17 protein-coding genes are annotated in these 19,905 nt (G+C 59.1%); 9 read left to right on the top strand and 8 right to left on the bottom strand.

The genetic code is table 11. The features are described 5' to 3' along the window. Positions 1–3: 3 nt before the first annotated feature. The 3 genes from otnI to N2601_RS27125 all read right to left on the bottom strand — a co-directional run bounded on the left by otnI (position 4) and on the right by N2601_RS27125 (position 3,094). The gene (otnI, locus tag N2601_RS27115) at positions 4–780 is read right to left on the bottom strand and encodes a 2-oxo-tetronate isomerase (RefSeq protein WP_260304392.1); all 777 of its coding nucleotides are present in this window, start codon (positions 778–780) and stop codon (positions 4–6) included. Positions 781–783: 3 nt separating this feature from the next. Further along, positions 784–1,713, bottom strand: coding sequence for an L-threonate dehydrogenase (gene ltnD / locus N2601_RS27120; RefSeq protein ID WP_260304393.1), 930 nt, complete (start codon positions 1,711–1,713; stop codon positions 784–786). A 64-nt stretch (positions 1,714–1,777) separates the two neighbouring features. Continuing rightward, positions 1,778–3,094, bottom strand: a complete 1,317-nt coding sequence (locus N2601_RS27125; protein WP_104827476.1) for an MFS transporter — start codon at positions 3,092–3,094, stop codon at positions 1,778–1,780. A 264-nt stretch (positions 3,095–3,358) separates the two neighbouring features. Between N2601_RS27125 and N2601_RS27130 the strand changes: the two genes are divergently transcribed. Next, positions 3,359–4,354 carry a LacI family DNA-binding transcriptional regulator gene (locus tag N2601_RS27130; RefSeq protein ID WP_260304394.1) on the top strand — a complete coding sequence of 332 codons (996 nt, stop codon included), beginning with the start codon at positions 3,359–3,361 and terminating at the stop codon, positions 4,352–4,354. Between the two features lie 162 nt (positions 4,355–4,516). Here the strand turns inward: N2601_RS27130 and N2601_RS27135 are convergent, their stop codons facing one another. Continuing rightward, the gene (locus tag N2601_RS27135) at positions 4,517–5,314 is read right to left on the bottom strand and encodes an SDR family NAD(P)-dependent oxidoreductase (protein ID WP_260304395.1); all 798 of its coding nucleotides are present in this window, start codon (positions 5,312–5,314) and stop codon (positions 4,517–4,519) included. 190 nt (positions 5,315–5,504) lie between these two features. Here N2601_RS27135 and N2601_RS27140 point away from each other — a divergent pair, with 190 nt between their 5' ends. Continuing rightward, the gene (locus tag N2601_RS27140; RefSeq protein ID WP_104827479.1) at positions 5,505–6,503 is read left to right on the top strand and encodes a 4-hydroxyproline epimerase; all 999 of its coding nucleotides are present in this window, start codon (positions 5,505–5,507) and stop codon (positions 6,501–6,503) included. Positions 6,504–6,585: 82 nt separating this feature from the next. Here the strand turns inward: N2601_RS27140 and N2601_RS27145 are convergent, their stop codons facing one another. Next, a complete protein-coding gene (locus N2601_RS27145; RefSeq protein ID WP_260304396.1) occupies positions 6,586–7,503 on the bottom strand; it encodes a DMT family transporter in 918 nt (305 codons plus the stop codon). Positions 7,504–7,886: 383 nt separating this feature from the next. Here N2601_RS27145 and N2601_RS27150 point away from each other — a divergent pair, with 383 nt between their 5' ends. The 4 genes from N2601_RS27150 (at position 7,887) to N2601_RS27165 (ending at position 12,102) form a co-directional block, all read left to right on the top strand. Continuing rightward, positions 7,887–9,641, top strand: coding sequence for an alkaline phosphatase (locus N2601_RS27150; RefSeq protein ID WP_260304397.1), 1,755 nt, complete (start codon positions 7,887–7,889; stop codon positions 9,639–9,641). A gap of 135 nt (positions 9,642–9,776) precedes the next feature. After that, complete coding sequence (locus N2601_RS27155; protein ID WP_445945047.1) at positions 9,777–10,172, top strand: hypothetical protein; 396 nt, start codon at positions 9,777–9,779, stop codon at positions 10,170–10,172. A gap of 5 nt (positions 10,173–10,177) precedes the next feature. After that, on the top strand, positions 10,178–10,867 hold the full coding sequence (locus N2601_RS27160; RefSeq protein WP_104827965.1) for an ABC transporter ATP-binding protein: 690 nt from the start codon (positions 10,178–10,180) through the stop codon (positions 10,865–10,867). Next, entirely contained in the window at positions 10,864–12,102 is a 1,239-nt protein-coding gene (locus tag N2601_RS27165; RefSeq protein WP_260304398.1) for an ABC transporter permease, read from the top strand. The genes N2601_RS27160 and N2601_RS27165 overlap by 4 nt, the downstream gene beginning before the upstream one ends. A 78-nt stretch (positions 12,103–12,180) precedes the next feature. On the opposite strand, the gene N2601_RS27170 is transcribed toward N2601_RS27165, so the two are convergent. Both N2601_RS27170 and N2601_RS27175 read right to left on the bottom strand, forming a co-directional pair. Then, the gene (locus tag N2601_RS27170; RefSeq protein ID WP_104827483.1) at positions 12,181–12,840 is read right to left on the bottom strand and encodes a DUF3313 domain-containing protein; all 660 of its coding nucleotides are present in this window, start codon (positions 12,838–12,840) and stop codon (positions 12,181–12,183) included. A 390-nt stretch (positions 12,841–13,230) separates the two neighbouring features. Beyond that, entirely contained in the window at positions 13,231–15,792 is a 2,562-nt protein-coding gene (locus N2601_RS27175; RefSeq protein WP_104827484.1) for a GcvT family protein, read from the bottom strand. A 689-nt stretch (positions 15,793–16,481) separates the two neighbouring features. Between N2601_RS27175 and N2601_RS27180 the strand changes: the two genes are divergently transcribed. Beyond that, a complete protein-coding gene (locus N2601_RS27180) occupies positions 16,482–18,527 on the top strand; it encodes an SPFH domain-containing protein (protein ID WP_104827485.1) in 2,046 nt (681 codons plus the stop codon). A 49-nt stretch (positions 18,528–18,576) separates the two neighbouring features. Here the strand turns inward: N2601_RS27180 and N2601_RS27185 are convergent, their stop codons facing one another. After that, a complete protein-coding gene (locus tag N2601_RS27185) occupies positions 18,577–18,954 on the bottom strand; it encodes a YybH family protein (RefSeq protein WP_104827486.1) in 378 nt (125 codons plus the stop codon). Positions 18,955–19,076: 122 nt separating this feature from the next. Between N2601_RS27185 and N2601_RS27190 the strand changes: the two genes are divergently transcribed. Together N2601_RS27190 and N2601_RS27195 are read left to right on the top strand one after the other, a co-directional pair. After that, on the top strand, positions 19,077–19,454 hold the full coding sequence (locus tag N2601_RS27190) for a winged helix-turn-helix transcriptional regulator (RefSeq protein WP_104827487.1): 378 nt from the start codon (positions 19,077–19,079) through the stop codon (positions 19,452–19,454). Positions 19,455–19,537: 83 nt separating this feature from the next. After that, positions 19,538–19,843 carry a hypothetical protein gene (locus N2601_RS27195; protein WP_104827488.1) on the top strand — a complete coding sequence of 102 codons (306 nt, stop codon included), beginning with the start codon at positions 19,538–19,540 and terminating at the stop codon, positions 19,841–19,843. The last annotated feature ends 62 nt before the right edge of the window (positions 19,844–19,905 follow it).

Raw genomic sequence — 19,905 nt, forward strand, 5'->3', positions numbered from 1 at the left:
CGATCATCCCCGCTTATAAGGTTCAAACCAGCCCAAACCGTCAGTCGTTCGACCGCGAGGATGATACTCGCAGCCGACATAGCCCGTGTAGCCGAGCTGATCGAGCTCGGAAAACAGGAATGGATAGTTAAGCTCTTCGCCGTCCGGCTCCTGACGCGACGGCACGCTGGCGATCTGCACGTGCCCGCTGATTGGCATCAGCTTGCGCAGGCGTGTCGTCACGTCGCCATGAATGATCTGGCAATGGTAGATATCAAACTGCAGCTTCACATTGGTGAGGCCGAATTCATCGATCATCTGCGCAGCCGCATGGAAATCATTGAGGAAATAGCCGGGCATATTGCGCCCATTGATGGGTTCCAGCAGAAGATCGATGCCTTTTTCGGCCAGTCGATGAGCGGCATGCTCCACCGCACGACGATAGCTGGCTTGCGCTTGCGGATCGCTGCGGTCGGCGAGGCCGGCCATCAGGTGAATCTTCTTGACGCCAGTGGCTTCGGCATAGACGAGCGCGCGGGTCACGCCCTCGTCCACATCGCCGAAGCGGTCCGGCAGCGATGCCAGCCCTCGCGCGCCGGCGGCCCAATCGCCCGGAGGCATGTTGAAAAGTGCCTGGGTTAGGCCGTTGCGGACAAGCCGTTCCTGAATATCTTCCGGCTTGAAGTCATAGGGAAAGAGGTATTCGACAGCCGAAAATCCGGCCTCAGCGGCAGCGTCGAAACGGTCAAGAAACGACCATTCGTTGAACATCATCGTCAGATTGGCGGCGAAGGTTGGCATGGCTCACCTTGTCTTTTCCGGAAGCGAGGCGCCGGACAGTTGCGCATAAAGGCGTGCGAGCGACGAATCGTCGTCGCGTCCCATGCCGGCGCCGGAAGCCGCAAGGTACATTTGCAACGCCGCGGCACTGAGCGGCACCGGATAGCGTTCGGACCGCGCCATGTCCTGGATGATGCCGAGATCCTTCACGAAAATATCGATGGCGCTGAGGGGCGTGTAGTCGCCGGCGAGCACATGGGGGATGCGGTTTTCGAACATCCACGAATTGCCGGCGGATGCGGTAATCACTTCGTAGACCTTGTCGAGATCTAGTCCCAGTTTCGCGGCGAGCGAGATCGCCTCACAGGCGGCGGCGATGTGAACGCCGGCGAGCAACTGGTTGATCATCTTGAAGGCAGCGCCAGCGCCGGCGGTATCGCCGAGCTCATAGACTTTGGCGGCCATGGCATCGAGCGCGCGGCGCGCAGCGCTGAAGGCAGCCTTTGTCCCCGAAGCCATGACCGTCAGCTCACCACTGGCGGCACGCGCCGATCCACCCGAAATGGGGGCATCAAGATAATGAACGGCCCTTGCCTCGAGCTGCGCGGCAAGCTTGCCGGCCACGGCAGGATCCATGGTTGCGGACGAGATAAATACGGAACCGGGACGCATGACACCGGCAATGCCGCCCGCACCGAACAAGACGCTTTCCGTCTGCGCCGCGTTGACGACCACCGAAACGACGATGTCGGCCTCTTTCGCGGCTTCCGCGATGCTGGAAGCGGAGCGGCCTCCTGCCTGCACGAAGCGGGAAACAGCATCCGCGGAAATATCGATGCCGATCACATCGAAGCCGGCCTTCCTGAGCGAGAGAGCCATGCCCATGCCCATGGCGCCAAGACCAATGACGGCCGCCACCTGGGGCGTTTCCGCGTTTTCCTGAAGGGTTGTCATATGATGATCCTTAAATGATACAGCGGTTGGCCTCCCCGGCGCCTGATGTCGGGGAGGCACTCATTCAGCGGTTTACCGTCTTTGCCGGCACGGAAAGTGTTGCGATGCAACCGACGATCAATGCCGCCGCCAGAAAATACATACCAATGGAGTTACTGCCTGTGGCGTCCTTGAGATAACCGATTATGAACGGTCCCAGGAAGCCCGCAAGATTGCCGACCGAATTGATCCACGCGATGCCGGCTGCGGCACCCGTGCCGGCCAGAAAGGCCGTCGGCAGGGACCAGAATAGCGGTGCGCAGGTGATCGCGCCGGCAGCAGCCAGCGAGAGCGCCGCGATGGCGACCCCGGTACTCGATGCGGCGGTTGCGGCGATGAAGCCGATGCTGGCGATCATGGCAGGGACGACGAGATGCCAACGGCGTTCGCGGAAGTGATCGGACGAGCGTCCGAGAACAAGCATAGTGATGAATGTGCAGATGTAGGGGATTGCCGAGACCAGGCCGACGTTGAAATTGCCGACAACCCCGGAAGCCTTGACGAGCGTCGGCATCCAAAAGTTCAGGCCGTATTGACCGAGCACGAAGCAGAAATAGATGAGGCTCATCAGCCATACCCGACCGTCGCGCAAGGTCGCACCGAGGCTGCTGGGACTCGCTGTCTTGATCCGGTTCTCAGCCTCCATGTTGGCGAACAGAACATCTTTCTCCTTTTGATCCAGCCATTTCGCATCTTCAATACGGTTGTCGAGATAGCAAAGGACGACAAAGCCGAGCAGCACAGCGGGGATGGCCTCAATCATGAACATCCATTGCCATCCGGACATGCCGTTGAAGGTGTGAAGGCTGTCCATGATCCAGCCCGAAAGCGGGTTTCCGAAAATGGCGGAAACTGGGATGGCAGACATGAACGTCGCAATGATCTTGGCGCGCCGATGGGACGGATACCAGGATGCCAGATAAAGAATGATCCCCGGAAAAAAGCCGGCTTCCGCAAGACCAAGCAGGAAACGCAGAATGTAGAACATTCTTTCCGAGGACGTGAATGCGAAGGCGGCGGAAATGATACCCCAGGTGATCATGACGCGGGCGATCCATATCCGCGCGCCGACCCTGTTCATCAGCAGATTGCTGGGCACTTCGAAAAGGAAGTAGCCAATGAAGAAAATGCCGGCACCGGCACCATAGGCCGCTTCCGAAAGACCCAGCTCGCTGGACATCTGCAATTTGGCGAAGCCGACATTGACGCGGTCGAGATAAGCGACCACGTAGCAGAACATCAGCAAGGGCATAATTCTCCAGAAAACTTTCTTGTAAGCGATATTTTCCACCGCTTCGGACGCGCCCGCACGGGCGGCCGATGCCTGATCCAGCACCGTCATTGCTCTCCTCCTCCGATAAAATACGGGTAGTCCCGCCTCCCGCGCCCCAAATTGGCAGCGCTGCCATTTCCTATAAACAATTTTGGCAGCGCTGCCAAGCAGTTTTTGGCAGCGCTGCCATTGAACAAAGGAGTGCTTTTCTAATATGCTTGCAAAGGCCGCTTTTCAGAGTGCGACGCGCTTTCCAAAGTCTTGATGGACAAGCCGAAACCCGCGAGGCACTCGAAGGAACATTTCGCGAGAATCTCGAGCTGGGGGAAGGAAATGGATCTGAAAAACACGCCGATCACACTGGCCGAGGTTGCTGACGCGGCCGGCGTCGGCGAAAGCACGGTCTCGCGTGTGCTGCGCAATCATGGGTCCTTTTCCGAGAAAACGCGCGCCCGCGTCATGGCGGCGGTCGACAAACTTGGCTATGTCCCCAATAGAATCGCAGGAGCCTTGGCATCGACGGGCACTCCCCTGGTGGCGATCATCGTGCCCTCTCTCTCGAATATCGTCTTCGCCGACGTCTTGAGCGGCGTTACCCGGGCGCTTGAGACGCGGCAGAAGCAGGCCGTGTTCGCCGTTACCGAATATGATCCGCTACGGGAAGAGGCGCTTGTCGCGGCCGTTCTGGCGTGGCGGCCGGAAGCGGTCATGCTTGTCGGCCTGGAGCATACCGAGGGAACGCGAAAGCTGCTTCGCGCCGCGGGCTGCCGCGTTCTGGAGCTGCTGGATATCGATGGAGAACCGCTAGATATCGCTGTCGGATTCTCGCATCGATCGGCCGGCAGGGCGACTGCCACCCATCTCATTGAAAAAGGCTATACACGCATCGCTTATGTCGGACACGACATGGAACGCGACACCCGCAGCGCAAAACGCTTCGCAGGGTTTGTCGATCAACTCAACCAGGCGGGGCTCGCGCTGAGAGATCGGGAAATCCGGAACGCTCCCTCCTCCGTCAGCCTGGGAAAAGCGGGATTGGCGAGTGTTTTAAGCCGATCCCCGGACGTTGAGGCCGTGTATTTCTCCAATGACGACATGGCGCTTGGGGGCTACTTCCATTGCTTTTCCGCGGGAATTTCCGTGCCCGACCGGCTCGCGATCATCGGCTTCAACGCTCTCGATATCTGCCGCCACACCCCGCAGCCCATCGCCAGCATTCTCACGCGGCGTGTGGATATAGGAAGGCGGGCCGCGGAACTCCTTCTGGAGGATGCTCCTCCCCAAACGGTCGATGTCGGATTCGATCTCGTGCCGGGCGGGACGGCCTGACAAAACTTCGCGGTACGGCGGGCACAGCCCGAGGCGGTGGTCGCGTCGTGTCGACGCGCGCTCCCGAGAGTCTCAGGGCGAGCGCCGCATCCGAACCCGCCCTCGTTTCAGCAATGCGTGCCTGGACCCGAATGAAACCATCTGAGGCTCCCGACATACAACCTATTGCGGCTGCGCGGCCGCGCTGCTGTAGACGGAGTAAACTAGCCAGCCACAGTCTACCGGTAACACCACGCCGGTGATCGCGGCTGCAGCGGGTGAACACAGGAAATAAATTACTTCGCCTATTTCGCTTGGCTCCACGAATCTCCGAAGCGCAGACTTGGACACGACCTTTGACGGATCGCGCTCTCCTTTCTCGATGCGATCCTGCATCGCCGGCGTCAAAGTATAACCGGGCGCTACGGCATTCACCCGAACCCCTTGAGGTCCCAATTCGGCAGCCATCACTTCCGTCAATGTCCTTAGCGCAGCCTTGCTCATCGCATATGCAGGTTGCGGATGAGCCTGAAAGGTTGTCAGCGAACACATGTTGATAATCACGCCGCGTCCAGCCTCAGCCATTCTCTTTCCGAAGGCTCTGCCGGTCAAAACGCTTCCGCGAAGGTTGACGCCGATTATCTTGTCAAAATCTTCGACGCGCATGGACGTCAATCGGGTCGCATTTTGCAAGATGCCACCTGAGTTGATGAGTGCCTCCACAGCACCGTCTTGGGAAAATACCGATTCTGAAAAATTTTCGACGGCCATTTCATCCGTAACATCGAGATAGACGAACCGAGAATCGCAGTTTTGCAACGTTAATTCGTCCGCGATTTTCCTGCCGCGATCAGCATTGATGTCAGCGATAATTGTTCTCCAGCCGGCCGCGGCAAATTTCCGAACCGTCGCCTCTCCAATCCCGCTTGCTCCGCCCGTTACCACCGCGAGTGGTGCTCTGGCGCCGGTTTTCTCATTCATGCGTGGGCTCCTGAACCACTTATCAAATCTAGAATCCGTCGATCTAATGTCGACAATAACAAAATGTCAATCGACATTTCACGAAGAGGCAGGTCACATTTGAAGCAATATTTATGTCGACATTTGACCGACAATCTGCAAAATATGCTATCAGAGGCGTAACTGAACGCCCTAAACTGAAGTGACCAACATGACCATTTACACGTTCGATTGCATTGAAGGTCACACGGCTGGCATGCCCGTGCGGCTAATAACTTCTGGACAGCCAAATCTTGTAGGCGCGACGCAAAGCGAGAGACGACTGGATTTCATCGCCCGCCACGATTGGATTCGCACTGGCCTGATGTGTGAGCCCAGGGGCCACGAAATGATGTCGGGAGCGATGCTGGTTCCGTCCACCCGAAGCGATTGCGACGCCGGCGTGCTCTACCTGGAGACCTCAGGGTGCCTGCCAATGTGCGGTCACGCGACGATCGGGTTGGTTACTTTCATCATCGAAAAGGGATTGATTGAACCGGCGACACCCGGCCTTGTCCGCCTGGACACGCCTGCCGGAGTCGTTGAGGCCAGATATGAAAAGACGGGTGAGAAAGTCAGCGGGGTTCGTTTCAGCAACGTACCCTCCTTCGTTCTTGCCGAAGGCGTCGAATTGAACCATCCGGATCTCGGCCTCATCGTCTTTGACATCGCCTATGGTGGAAATTTTTATCCCATAGTCGAGAGCCAGCGGAATTTTGGAGATTGTGCGGATTATTCCCCCGAAGAGTTGCGAAGAATGGCGCAGGTCCTTGTCAAGCTACTTCCCAGCGTCATCGATGTCGTCCACCCAGACAATCCGAGCATACGGGGGGCGCATCACACGATGTGGTGCGGCGCGCCTATGAAGGGCGCCGACGCGCGCGCAGTTGTCATCGCGACCCCCAAAATCATTGATCGCTCACCGTGCGGCACCGGCACATCGGCACGCGTGGCGCTCCGGGCAGCACGCGGAGAGCAGCAGATCGGCGATGTTTTCAGCCACGAGAGCTTGATCGGTTCCATATTCAAAGGACGGATCGAGCGTCATGTAACCCTGGACGCCGGCATACCCGCAGTCATTCCAAGCGTTGAAGGCCGTGCCTATATTACGGGGGTCTCAACTCACGTTATCGATGACCAGGAACCATACGCTGCAGGCTATTTGACCTGAATCAGCAGCGCCCAATCATGCGGTCTCATAGTCGAGCGGCATCAAACCGATGGCCTCACGCTAATATGAGCCGGCATAACCTTCAATGGCCGTCGGGCGGGACTGCCTCGGCCGGGACCGTTTCCTTCAGGTTCTTCCGGTGGAAGATGAAGAGACCGGCAAAGACGATGATCGCGGCGCCGATGATGATCTGCATATCGGGAATATCGTTGAAGAAGATGTAGCCCAGCACAATCGCCCAGAGCAGCAGCGTATATTGCAGCGGCGCGAGCAGCGATGCCGGTGCGAGCTTCAACGAGCGCGTGATGAGCAAATGCGCGCAAGAGGCTACGATACCGAGCAGCAGCATGCCGAGCCAATCGATGGGCGTCGCCGGCCGCCAATGGCCGATGCTCAAGACGATGCCGGTGGCAAGGGCGGCGATCGTCTGCCATGTCACGAGTGTCGTGTCGCTGGTCGAGCGCAGATAGCGGCTCATCACCAGCGTCAGTGCAAAGGCTAAGCTGCCCGCGAGACCGAAAAGCGACGGAAGCGACAGCATCGCCGTGGACGGACGCAGCGCGATGACGACGCCGGCGAAGCCGACCAGAACGGCTAGCCAACGGCGCCAGCCGATCTTTTCCCCAAGAAAGAAATGCGAAAGCGCCGCAACATAGATCGGCCCGGCCATGTAGAAGGTCATAACATCTGCGAGCGGCAGATAGGCGACGGCAGCGTAGAACAGGCCGACATCGCCAGTCGCCATGGCCACCCGCATGAACTGGAGGCCTTTCTGCTCGACGCGGAACAAGGCCATCGGCCCTTGTCTCACGATCATCGGTCCGAGCACGACAAAAGCTCCGAACGAGCGGATCACCAGCACCTGACCGACGGCAAAACTCGAGACCAGCCACTTGCCCATCGCATCGTTCAACGCAAAGAGCAGATCGCCGAGCAGCATCAGCACGACACCGGTCATGATCAGGTTTCCGGCATTGGCCACTGCTGTCTTGGTCTTCATTCCCCGAATCCTCGCAAAAACGGCCGCGCATGCGCGGCCAAATGCGGCTTCGACCTTAACGCTGCCGATGTCAAGTGCTGGCTTAAATACGACGGCTACAAGCGATCGGAGCGATGAATGAACCGGTCAGACAAGCCGACGGACAACCGCTACTACCGACCCGGCAACGTCGGAGACATGACTACTTCGCTGAAATAGTTGACGATTTCTGGAAAGTATCCTGGAATGGCGGTTTTCCATGCAGATGCTTCAGGCGACACCGATGCGGTGAGACTGATATCGCTGCAAGTCCAACCACTTACCTTCTGCCTGTCATTCGTGTGTCACGATCGCCCGCTAATCACGGCACTGTAACGTGACTTCACAAACGCGCGAGGATTCCCATGCGTAAAACCCTAATCGCTCTTGCCGCCGCCACCATGCTGGCCGGCGTTTCCCACGCAGCCACCGTCTATCCGCTCGATCGTGCAACGATCCTGGTCGGCTCGCCTTTCGACTTCAAGGTCGAGTTCGACGGCGCCATCAAGAAGGAAGACGTGAAGATCACCATCAACGGCCAGGACGCCAAGTCCGTTCTCGGCGCCGATTTCAATTTCGTGGCCGACGAGAAAGGCAAGGACGACAAGAGCCTCGGCTCTGCCGTTATTCTGCGCTCCGCCAAGATCGGCAAGGCAGGCACCTATAAGGTAGAAGTCAGCGCCGGCGGCCAGACGAAAGCCGTCACCTGGGACGTGTTCGGCACATCCGCGACCCCGAAGGCCAAGAACGTCATCTTCCTGCTCGGCGACGGCCTCTCCGTTGGCCATCGCACCGCTGCCCGCCTGATGTCCAGAGGCATGACCGAGGGCAAGGCGAATGGACGTCTCTTCATGGACGACCTCGATCACATGGCATTCATCGGCACATCGTCCACCAATGCGATCGCCACCGACAGCGCCAACACCATGTCGGCTTACATGACCGGCCACAAGACCGCGATCAATGCGCTTGGCGTCTATGCCGACCGCACGCCGGACTCGCTGGACGACCCGCGTGTCGAAAACATCGCTGAAGCGGTGCGCCGCCTGACCAAGAAATCGATCGGCGTCGTTTCCACTGCCGAAATCGAAGATGCCACACCGGCCGCCGTCATTTCCCATACGCGCAAGCGCGGCGACAAGGCTGAAATTGCCGCCATGTTCCTCAACACCAAGCCGGATGTTATCCTCGGTGGCGGCTCGGCCTATTTCCTGCCGAAGGACGTCCCGGGCTCCAAGCGCAAGGACGACAAGGACCTGGTCAAGACCTTCAAGGACGATGGCTACGCGCTGGCGACCGATAAGTCCGAGCTGACAGCCGCCGCCGGCACCAATACCGGCAAAATCCTGGGCCTCTTCCACACCGGCAACATGGACGTGACGCTGGATCGGGAATTCCTCAAGAAGGGCACGGTCGGCAAATTCCCGAACCAGCCCGGCCTCAAGGACATGGCCAAGGTCGCGCTTGATCAGCTTTCCAAGAATCCGGACGGCTTCTTCCTGATGATCGAGGGCGCCTCGATCGACAAGCAGGCTCACACGATGGACTGGGAGCGCTCGGTCTTCGAAACCATCGAATTCGACCAGGTTGTCGGCATGGCGCGCGAATTCGCCAAGACGCATCCCGATACGCTGATCGTCGTCACCGGCGACCATACGCATGGCGTTTCGGTCATCGGCACGGTCGATGACGAAAAGCCGGGCACGGACATGCGTGAGAAGGTGGGCGTCTACGCCGATGCCGGCTTCCCGAACTATGAGGACAAGGACGGCGACGGTTTCCCTGACAAGGTCGACGTGAGCCGCCGCCTCGCCATCTTCGCCAACAATTATCCGGACTATTACGAAACCTTCCGCCCGAAGATGGACGGTCCGTTTGAGCCGGCAATTCAAAACGAGAAGAAGGAATACGTCGCCAACAGCGCGTATAAGGATGTTCCCGGCGCCGTGCTTCGCGAAGGCAATCTGCCGCGCAATGCCGATACGGCCGTTCATGCCGTCGACGACGTCGTGCTGCAGGCAACAGGTCCGGGTTCGGAAGAGTTCAAGGGCTACATGGAAGAGAGCGACGTCTACCGCGTTCTCGCCGATACCTTTGCGCTCGGTGCAGAGACTATGTAATTTGCCAGAAACCTCCGGGCGGCATTGGCCGCCGGGAGGCCATTTCCGAGGAGGTGCGCGGTGGGCAACATTCTTTACGGTTCCGTTGTCAGTCGCCGCAGCCTGCTTGCGATGATCGGCCTGTCGCCATGGGTCATGACCGCAGGCCCCAGCCACGCCTCGCCCAGCGAACTCTCCTTCGGCGATCTCTACGGCAAGGTCAGCGCGCTCGGCCTCGAATTTTCCGACAAGGTTAAGTCCCTGAACGGACAACAGATCCAGATGCGCGGCTTCATGGCGCCGCCGCTGAAGGCAGAAGCGAAATTTTTCGTGCTGACCGAAATCCCGATGTCGATCTGCCCCTTCTGCTCGACCGATGCCGACTGGCCGGACAATATTGTCGTCATCTATCTCTCAGAAGCGCAGACCTTCGTGCAACCCGGCACGCTGATAGCCGTCGCCGGCACGCTCGAAGTCGGCTCCTGGACGGACCCGGAAACCGGATTCTTAAGCCGGCTTAGATTGCGCGAAGCGAACTATTGGATTGCCTGAACAAGATGCTATCGCTCGAACTCGCCGATATCTCCATCACTTTTCCTGGGCTCGCCGCGCCGGTGCTGACGATCGAGCGACTGCAGATTCCGGCCGGCGGTCGCGTGGCCGTCACTGGCGCCTCCGGGTCCGGCAAGAGCACCTTCGTCAACGTTATCACCGGGCTCGAACGGGCACGCCAGGGCCGCATCGACTGGAGCGGCACGAACATAGCCAAGCTCTCCGAAGGCGGCCGGGACCGTTGGCGTGGCGCCAATGTCGGTCTGGTGATGCAGGATTTTCATCTGTTTGCCGGCCTGTCGGCGATCGAAAACATCTTGCTGCCGGCAAGGCTTGCCCGCGCGGCATCCGTCGAGATTGTCGAACGGGCACATGATTTGTTGAAGCGGGCAGGTCTGAAGCAGCCCAAGCAAAGGATCGAGACCATGTCGCGCGGCGAGATGCAGCGCGTTGCCGTTGCCCGGGCGCTGCTGCAAAAACCCGGCGTTATTGTCGCCGACGAGCCTACCGCCAGCCTCGATGTCGACAGCGGCGAAGCCGTCGGCAGCCTGCTGCTGGAACTCGCCGATCAGGAAAAGAGCACACTGATCGTCGTCTCACACGATGAGCGGCTGACCAACCGGCTCCAACGCAAGATCACCTTCAACCTCGGGCGCATCGCCAGCGATACCCGGTCGATGGAAGATGCAGCATGATCCGTTTCATCCTGGCCGATCTCCGCAGATTCTGGCTCGGCTCGGCCGTGCTCGTTCTGATCGTAGCCCTTGCCGTGGCGCTCGGGGTGACGGTCACGCTGCAGGAACGGGCGCTCAGGCTCGGCAGCGCACGGGCCGCCGACAAATTCGATCTGGTGATCGGCGCAGCCGGCAGCGAGAATCAGCTCGTGCTTTCCTCGGTCTTCCTGCAGGCCGCGCCGCTGCCATTAATGGATGGCGGGCTACTGCCAAAGCTTGCCGCCGATCCCCGCGTCGCCTGGGCGGCCCCGATCGGCTTCGGAGATTCGTTCATGGGCAATCCGATCGTCGGCACGACGACGGCGCTGGTGCACAATCTCGCCGGGGAACTGGCGGAGGGAAAAATTTTCGCAAAGGAAGGCGAGGCGGTGATTGGCGCAGGCGTTGCCCTCAAACAGGGCGATGAAATCAAGCCGATGCACGGCTCGGCGCAGGAAGGGGGACATACCCACTCCGAACTCGCCTACCATGTAACCGGCCGCCTGAAACCTACCGGAACGGCCTGGGATCGAGCCATACTGGTCCCGATCCAGGCGGTCTGGCATATCCACGGCATGGGCCATCACGACGATCACGAAGACCCCGCCGAAGCGCATGATGAGCACGAGCATCATGCCATCGATCCGGATGCGCCGTTGAATGAAACGTGGGATGATGAGGTTCCCGGCCTGCCGGCAATTCTGGTGAAGCCGAAGACCATAGCCGATGCCTATAAGCTCAGGCAGCAATACCGCGCCGGTGCAACGCTGGCGGTGTTCCCCGCCGAGGTCCTGACCCGGCTCTATGCGACGCTTGGCGATGCGAAACGGGTGCTGTTTGCGATCGCTGTGGGGTCGCAAGTCCTAGTGGCGGCGGCGCTGCTGCTGGTGACGGTCATGCATGTCGGGCAGAGGCGGCGCCAGATCGGCGCGCTTAGGGCTTTCGGCGCCCCGCGCGGCGCGCTGTTTGCGATCGTCTGGTTGGAGCTGTTCGCGCTGGTGGCCATTGGTGTCGCCGTGGGCTTCGGCATCGGCTATGCAGCGGCAGCGGTAATTTCTGAGGTCGTGGCGGGGGATAGCGGCGTCGTCATGCCGGTCGGATTCCTTCGCGAAGATATCGGCTTCGCGGCGGCGCTGCTGACGTTTGCGGCATCGATCGCGTCCGTACCCGCTATCCTCGCTTACCGTCAGCCGCCCGCCGCCGCACTCCGCGGCTGATCGGAACGATCTCGGGGGCACGCTTGCCCTTAAGACGTGTTCCGACCGGGCATTGAACGGCAGATAAGGGATTTGGCTCTATTGAAACTGCGCCAAAAGTGCCTCAGCCCCCTTGTCGATCGCGACTTTCGAGGCCTTGAGGGCGCCGAAGCTCGCGCCCACGTTCATCGCGCCGGGAAACTGCTTGGCGACAAAGGCGGAAAGCAAACGATTGCTCGGGGCGTCGTAAATCTCGACGGCATATGAAACCGAGCCGGTCATCGATCCTTCCTTGTCACGGGCGGCTTGGACCGCGTTGTAGACGTTACCTCCGACATCAAGATGCGAGAACGGTCCAAGGACGGGCGTCGTCTTCTTCGCGCCGGTAAGCGTCAGGTGAATCCGCAGGGTTCCCGGCATCGGCGTATTGACGATGCCGAAGCGGGTTCTGAGCTGTTCGGTGAAGCGGGTCTGCATGTAGTTGGCCAACTCGCCTTTGTCCTGCTCGCTCGTGTCGATGAACTGGTTGTCCTGGGCTCGATAGACTGTCACCGGATCGATAATTGCCTTGTCATACTGCTTCCAATCGGCATTGCCCCGATAGCGGAAGGGAACGCGCCCACTCGGGTCGCTGGGGTTGGGCTGCAAATTCGGCGCTGACGCCAATCCGGAATAAACCAGCGGATCCGCCGTCGTGCAGCCGGCAAGCGCCGACCCAATAAGGATGAATGCGAGCGAAGCTTTGGAAGCAAGTTTCAAGATTATCTCTCTCGTGAAAAAATGGGCAGGCGAAAGATGTCACTTGAACCAGCGATAGCGCCTGATCGCGTTGCTGTGTGTTCAGATATGTTTAGAAATGTTGACGCCGGTCATTGAGCTCCGTCGGATGCTGGCAGGCCGGATATGGCTCCACTACCAGCGGTGGATGCAGTCCATCTTGAAGGGATAGGAGCGGAATTGGGTATCTGCGATTACCTGGGGCAGTTCGCTGGTGTCGCGATCGGGCACCGATGTCACGGTGCAGCACCGCCCGAGCCGGACAATCGGGGCGAGCCCGGCCCGGCACAAAGGCATTCTTTGCCCGGCGCCGCCGAAATGTGGGAGCGCCAGGCAATTGCTTCAATGACCTCTTAGATCAAGCACTTCGACTTAGCTTTTTGGCTTGAGGCTTTCAGGGTCGTAGATCGGCTTGTAACCGATGCCAACCACCTCCACCGGATAGGTCTCGGCAAAATATTCGATATTAAGCTTGCGACCTTCCTGGCAATGGCTCCATGGCAGGTAGGCGAGCGCGATATTCTTGCCGATGGTCGGGCCAAAGGCGATCGAGGTCGTGTAGGAGCGGCGGCCGAGTTCGTCCACCAGCACCTCGCCGGTTTCCGGATCCATGACCGGGAGGTTGCCGAGCGGATAGCGGGCAACACCCTTGCTGTCGACATTGTCGGTCATGACGAGGGTGCAGAGCATGGCCGGCTGATGGTCGCGTGCCTTGTACTCCAGATGTTTCGCCTTGCCGCGGAAGTCAGCTTCCTTAACCTTCGGGCGCGCGAGGTCGCATTCGAGCAGGTTGTACTGGGTCAGCAGGTCTGCGTTCTGCAGGCGCAGGCTTTTCTCCATGCGGCGCGAGTTGGCATATGTTTCGACGCCGAAGGCCATGACGCCCGTTGCCCGCAGCGCATCCCAGACCGCAAGGCCGTCCTCGTACGCCATGTGCAGTTCCCAGCCCTGCTCGCCGACATAAGAGATACGGAAGGCAGTGACCGACTTGCCGGCGATCACGATCGGCTTGATCGCTGCAAAGGCGAAGTTTTCGGGATCGAGTCCTGCCGGATCGGCAACGACCTTCTTCAGTGTGGCGCGGGCGTTCGGACCCCAGAGACCGATGGTGACGAATTTCTCGGAAACGTCGGTGACGGTGACGTTGAAGCCCTTATCCTCGGCAATGCGCTTTATGTAGTGGAAATCGCGCGGGCCGGCGTCCGCTCCGTCGATCACTCTGCAGCGATCGGCCATGCGAATGACCGTCAAGTCGGCGCGCACCATGCCCTCGTCGTCGAGGAAGTGGGTATAGATGCCCTTGCCGATATTGGCATCGCCGCCGATCTTTGCGGCACAGACCCATTCCATGAGTTCGACATGGTCAGGCCCCTCGACATCGAACATGTAGAAGTGGCTGAGGTTGACGATGCCGCAATCCTCGCTCATCGCCAGATGTTCCGCATTGGAGACGCGCCAGAAGTGGCGATTGTCCCATTCGTTTTCGCGAACCGGAACGCGGTCGCCGTATTTCTCCAGCAGGTGTTCGTTGGCGGCATAGCCGTGAGCACGCTCCCAGCCACCCAGCTCCATGAAATAGCCGCCGAGCTGCTTTTCGCGCTCGTAGAAAGGCGAGCGCTTGACGTTGCGGCCCGAAGCATAGGGTTCGCGCGTATGGACCGCTGGGAAATAGATCTTCTGCGCGGCCTCGTAGCAGCGGCCTTCGATAAATTTCTCTTCGAGCTGGTGCGGGTAGAAGCGCGAATAGTCGATGCTGGCGTGGTCGATCTCGGTGCGACCATCGGTCATCCAGTCGGCAATCAACTTGCCATATCCGGGACCGTCTTTGACCCAGATGGCAACGCAGTACCAGAGGCCGCGCACCTTCTGGCTCTCGCCACACGACGGGCCGCCGGCGGCGGACACCTGCAGGAGACCGTTGAAGGAGTGGCCTTCATTATAGCCGAGCTCGCCGAGGATCGGTGTCAGTTCCATCGCGCGCTCGAGCGGCTCGAGAATCTGTTCCATGTCCAGGTCGCGCTGCGAGGGCGATAGGCGTGCCTCGTGCTTTTCGAGCAATTCGCGCGGATGGCACATGCGCGGATTGTCCTTCTCGTAGTAGCCCCACTCGATCTGACCGCCCTCGGTGGTCTTCGGGTCGCCGGTGTCGCGCATATAGGCGGAGTTGCCCTGGTCGCGCAGCAGCGGATAGCCGATTTCCTTGCCCGTGCCTTCAAATTCATTGTAGGGGCCGAAGAACGTCAGCGGGTGGTCGACGGGCATGACCGGCAGATCTTCGCCAACCATTTCGGCGATCAGGCGACCCCATAGGCCAGCGCAGACAACGACATGGTCAGCCATGATAGTGCCGCGATGGGTTACGACGCCCTTGATGCGGCCACCTTCGACAATCAGTGACTTGGCCGGCGTATTGCCGAACACCTGAAGCTTACCGGATTTCTCCGCGGCATCAACCAACTTGCCGGCTACGGTTTGCGAGCGTGGAACGACGAGGCCCGCATCCGGATCGAACATGCCGCCCATGACCTGATCTTCCTCGATCAGCGGGAACATCTTCTTAATCTCGAAGGGAGTCACGAGATGGGCGCGCGTGCCAAAAGACTTGGCCGACGTCACCTTGCGCTTAATTTCTTCCATCCAAACGTCATCGCCGGTGCGAGCGACTTCGAGACCGCCGATGCGAGCATAGTGGCCGAGCTTTTCGAAGAAATCGATGGAGTACTGGGTTGTCCAGACCGAGAGATAGTCATGGCTGGTGGTGTAGCAAAAATCCGAGGCATGCGCCGTGGATCCGATGTCAGTAGGAATGCCCGACTTATCGATGCCGACGATGTTGTCCCAACCGCGTTCGATCAGATGATGCGCGATCGACGCACCAACGATACCTCCGAGACCAACGATGACTACCCTCGCTTTTTCGGGAAACGCTGACATTTTCACCCCTCTTCGTTTCTAACGACATTGAAATTGACTGTATCAGGCCGGGTCTAGCAATGTTTTCGATGTGCCGTGCGACAGACTCCGACAGTAGATGTTCAAAGCGGGCCATCCGAAGCTTGCGGGTCATCCCGGTCGCGCCTGGCAGACATCCGCTGAAATGATCGCTTCTGACGGGACTGCAGCAAGGCTCGCCAGGTGCTAGGTATCCCTCTCACCGCAGGGATGCCATCGATTTTCCGTGCATCCGGACCTTCGGCATGAGATTTCCCGTCGATTTTTATATGTTCCTCACCGTCGCCTAGCCGGGACAGAGGAAACGTCTGCCGAAACGATCAACCGAAATGGTCTAATTCAGTAGAATTGAATGCTCGAAATACCGAAATCCTTGAAAGTACTTATCCGATTTCCGTATCGATCGTCTTTAAACCTATAGGCGCAATCCTTACGTCCTCTATCGTTATGTCTATCAAGGCAACACCGATGTGAGATCACTCACGACCACGCCGTCCCTCAGTGGGGACTCGGGACGCGCGGTCATTTTCCCAGACAAATGAGCAGCCCAAGCGTTCGACACGCCCTTAATGCGTCGAGCGTAAAGCCGCGCGCAATCTCCCCGTCTTACAACCAACACCAACCGGGCGGCCGTCGGATGGACGAACCCGTGCGCCCATAGGAGAGAAGAGATGGAATCCTTACAATATCTCAGCCCGATGGAATGGATGGCGATCGAAATCGCCGTCGCGGTCATCGTGCTGGCAATCCTGTTCCGGTGGAGCGGCCTGGTCCGTTATATCCCCAACGACAGGCTCGGCATCCTCGAAAAGCTGTGGAGTTTTCGGGGCTCCGTCAAGAATGGCTTCATTGCACTCAACGGCGAAGCCGGGTTCCAGCCGGAAGTCGTGCGCGGCGGCCTGCATTTTTTCATGCCGTTCCAGTATTCGATGCATCGCGCCAATCTCGTGACCATTCCACAAGGCCAGATCGGCTACGTCTTCGCGCGTGACGGCAAGTCGTTGCCGCCGACCCAGACGCTCGCCTCGAATATCGAAGCCGATGACTTCCAGGACGTGCGCGGCTTTCTCCTCAAGGGCGGCCAGAAGGGTCCGCAGCGCAAGATCCTGCGCGAAGGCACCTATGCCATCAATCTCGCGCAGTTCATCGTGCTGACGGCACAATCGACCCACGCCGTAAACCTGAGCTCGTCGGAACAAAAGCTGTTTGCGGATATGTCCACGCTGATCACCGAACGGGATGGATTTGTGCCCGTCGTCATCCACGACGCCGAGGACCTGATCGGCATCGTCACTATTCACGACGGTCCGGCGCTGCCGGATGGCGAGATCATCGCGCCGACCGTTGCCAACGACCCGAAGGATCCGAATTTTCACAATAATTTCCAGGACCCGGAGAAGTTTCTCGATGCCGGCGGTTATCGCGGCCGCCAATTGCAGGTGCTTGCCGACGGCAGTTACTTCCTCAACCGCATCTTCGCAACGGTCGAACTCGTCGAGAAGACGATCATCGATGTTGGCACAGTGGGTGTCGTCGTCTCCTATACCGGCCGGCGAGGCGCGGATATTTCCGGCCAGTCCTATCGCCATGGCGAACTGGTCGAGACGGGCGCACGCGGCGTCTGGTCAACGCCGCTTCTGCCGGGCAAATATGCATTCAACACCTATGCCGGCAATATCGTCATCGTGCCGACCACCAACTTCGTGCTCAAATGGTCCAGGGAACAGTTCGGCGAGCACAGGCTGGACGAGAATCTCTCCGAAGTGTCGCTGATCACCAAGGATGCGTTCGAACCCGTGCTGCCGCTCTCGGTCGTCGTGCATATCGACTATATGAAGGCGCCCCTCGTCGTGCAGCGTTTCGGGGACATCAAACGGCTGGTCGAACAGACGCTCGACCCGATGGTTTCGGCTTATTTTAAGAATATCGCCCAGACCAAGACGTTGATCCAACTGCTGCAGGAACGCAGCGAAATCCAGCGCAAATCCGGTGATGAAATGCGCGAGAAGTTTGCCTCCTACAGCCTCGAACTGCAGGAAGTGCTGATCGGTACGCCGCGCGCCAACAATGGCCAGAACAGCATAGAGCAGATCCTGATCCAACTGCGCGAGCGCCAGATCGCCGTTGAAAAGGTCGAGACCTATAAATTGCAGGAAGCGGCTGCGATCCAGGAGCGCACATTGCGCGAGAAGGAAGCGCTCGCCGAACAGCAGGCCAAGATCACGACATCAGCACTCACCATCGAGATCAGCGAGAACGAGGGTAAAGCGCAGCTCGCCCGCACCCGCCAGCAGGCAGAAACCATTCAGGTCACGGCCAAGGCAGAGGCCGAGAAGGTGCGCCTCGCCGGTCTCGGTGAGGCCGACCGGATCAAGGCCATTGCGCTTGCCGATGCCGAACGTATCAAGGCGACCGGTTTTGCCGATGCAGAGAAGGTGCGCGCCGTCGGCCTGGCGGAAGCCGAAGCCACCGAGAAAAAGGTCGCGGCCTTCGGCGGGCCGGACTATCAGCTCAACTCGCAGGTGCTCATGCGCTTCGCCGAGGCGATCGAGAACGGCAAGCTGCCGCTCGTGCCGCAGATCCAGGTCGGCGGTGGCTCCGGCGAGAAGGGTGCCACCAATGGTCTGGTGGAAATGATGCTGTCAATGTTGGTCGCCGACCGGCTTGGACGACAGGCTTCGCCGACCGCGGTGCCGGCGCCGCTCGAGCAGGACTGATTGTGGACGGGCCGGTCATGCCGGCCCGTTTTGCATCCTGCCCACAGGCTCATTGCGGCCCCTGAAACGACCAATGCGTCTGAATGATTTTCCACCCCTGCGGCTCGTGCCGGAAGACCTCAGTGCAGTTCCAGCGCATCGCCCCTTCCGTGCCGGCCCACGAGTGGAAATGATAGGTCAAAATCGCAACGTCGCCGACCGCCTCTACGCGCACATCGAGGAATTCGTACCGCGAGGCAAATATCTTGCCTCGAATGGTATCATAATGGGCATGCAGATTATCGAGCCCGTCGATGCGGCGTGGAATAAAGGGATCGAAATAGGTGACATTGCGGGATGACAGTTCAAGGAACCCATCGGGATCCCCATTGCACCACCGCGCCATTGCGGCTTTTTCCAACTCGACGACGGCATGAGACTGTGACATCTGCTCTCCTTTAAAATTTTCCCGGTTGCGGAAGAGCCGTCCATTAATAGGATTTCCGTGTCCTTGGACAGTACGCACAAATAGCGCAGCTACTGTCCCAAATCGCCAAATTGTGGAACATCATGCGCAAGCAACGTCATCAGGTCTATGCCAACTGCCCGGTAGAAGCAGCACTCGACATCATTGGCGGCAAATGGAAGGCCATTCTGATTTTTCATGTCCTGGACGGGCCGAAACGATTCGGTGAACTCGGACGCCTGCTGCCGGGACTGACGCAGCGGATGCTCACGACGCAGTTGCGCGAGCTTGAGGCCGATCACATCATCACGCGCACGATTTATCCGCAGGTGCCGCCCAAAGTCGAATATTCGATCACGCCCTTCGGCCAAACCTTGGTCCCGGTCCTGCGTGAACTGGCGCTGTGGGCTGAAGACCATGTGAAGCCCCTTATAGAGCAGGCACGACACGCAGATGCGGAGGCACGGACGATCAATCGATAGAGGATGGCTTGTGCAAAGTTTGGGTTGACCGTTTTCGATGGCGAAGCGACACTTGTAGCCGGCAGCAAGGCAGGAGGAAAAAGATGGATGAGCCAGACCGCTGGCGCCACATGGCAAGCGCACCGAAAGACGGCAGCCGGATCCTCGTCACGATCCGCCCGTCCGAACAGGGGCCGGCAGAAGTTGATCTCGCATATTGGTCGAATGGCGATCAGTTCGGTGCAGAAGGCTGGCGCGCCTCTGATTCCTCGCCCGGCCGCATCGTTGAATATGCCGAGCCGGAATTGAAGTGCTGGATGCCGATGCCCTCGGCCAATCTCCAGCGCACCTCGATGCCCTCCCCCTGGGAAGGTGACGACGTTGAGCAGCTCGACGGGTCAGGGATTTAAGACCTCGCGCCGCCATGTGGCGAAGTTTCGATACATGGCGGGTGACAAAATCCGGTTGAGCT

Origin of the sequence: Rhizobium sp. CB3060, from assembly GCF_025200735.1 — a bacterium.
GTDB lineage: Bacteria > Pseudomonadota > Alphaproteobacteria > Rhizobiales > Rhizobiaceae > Rhizobium.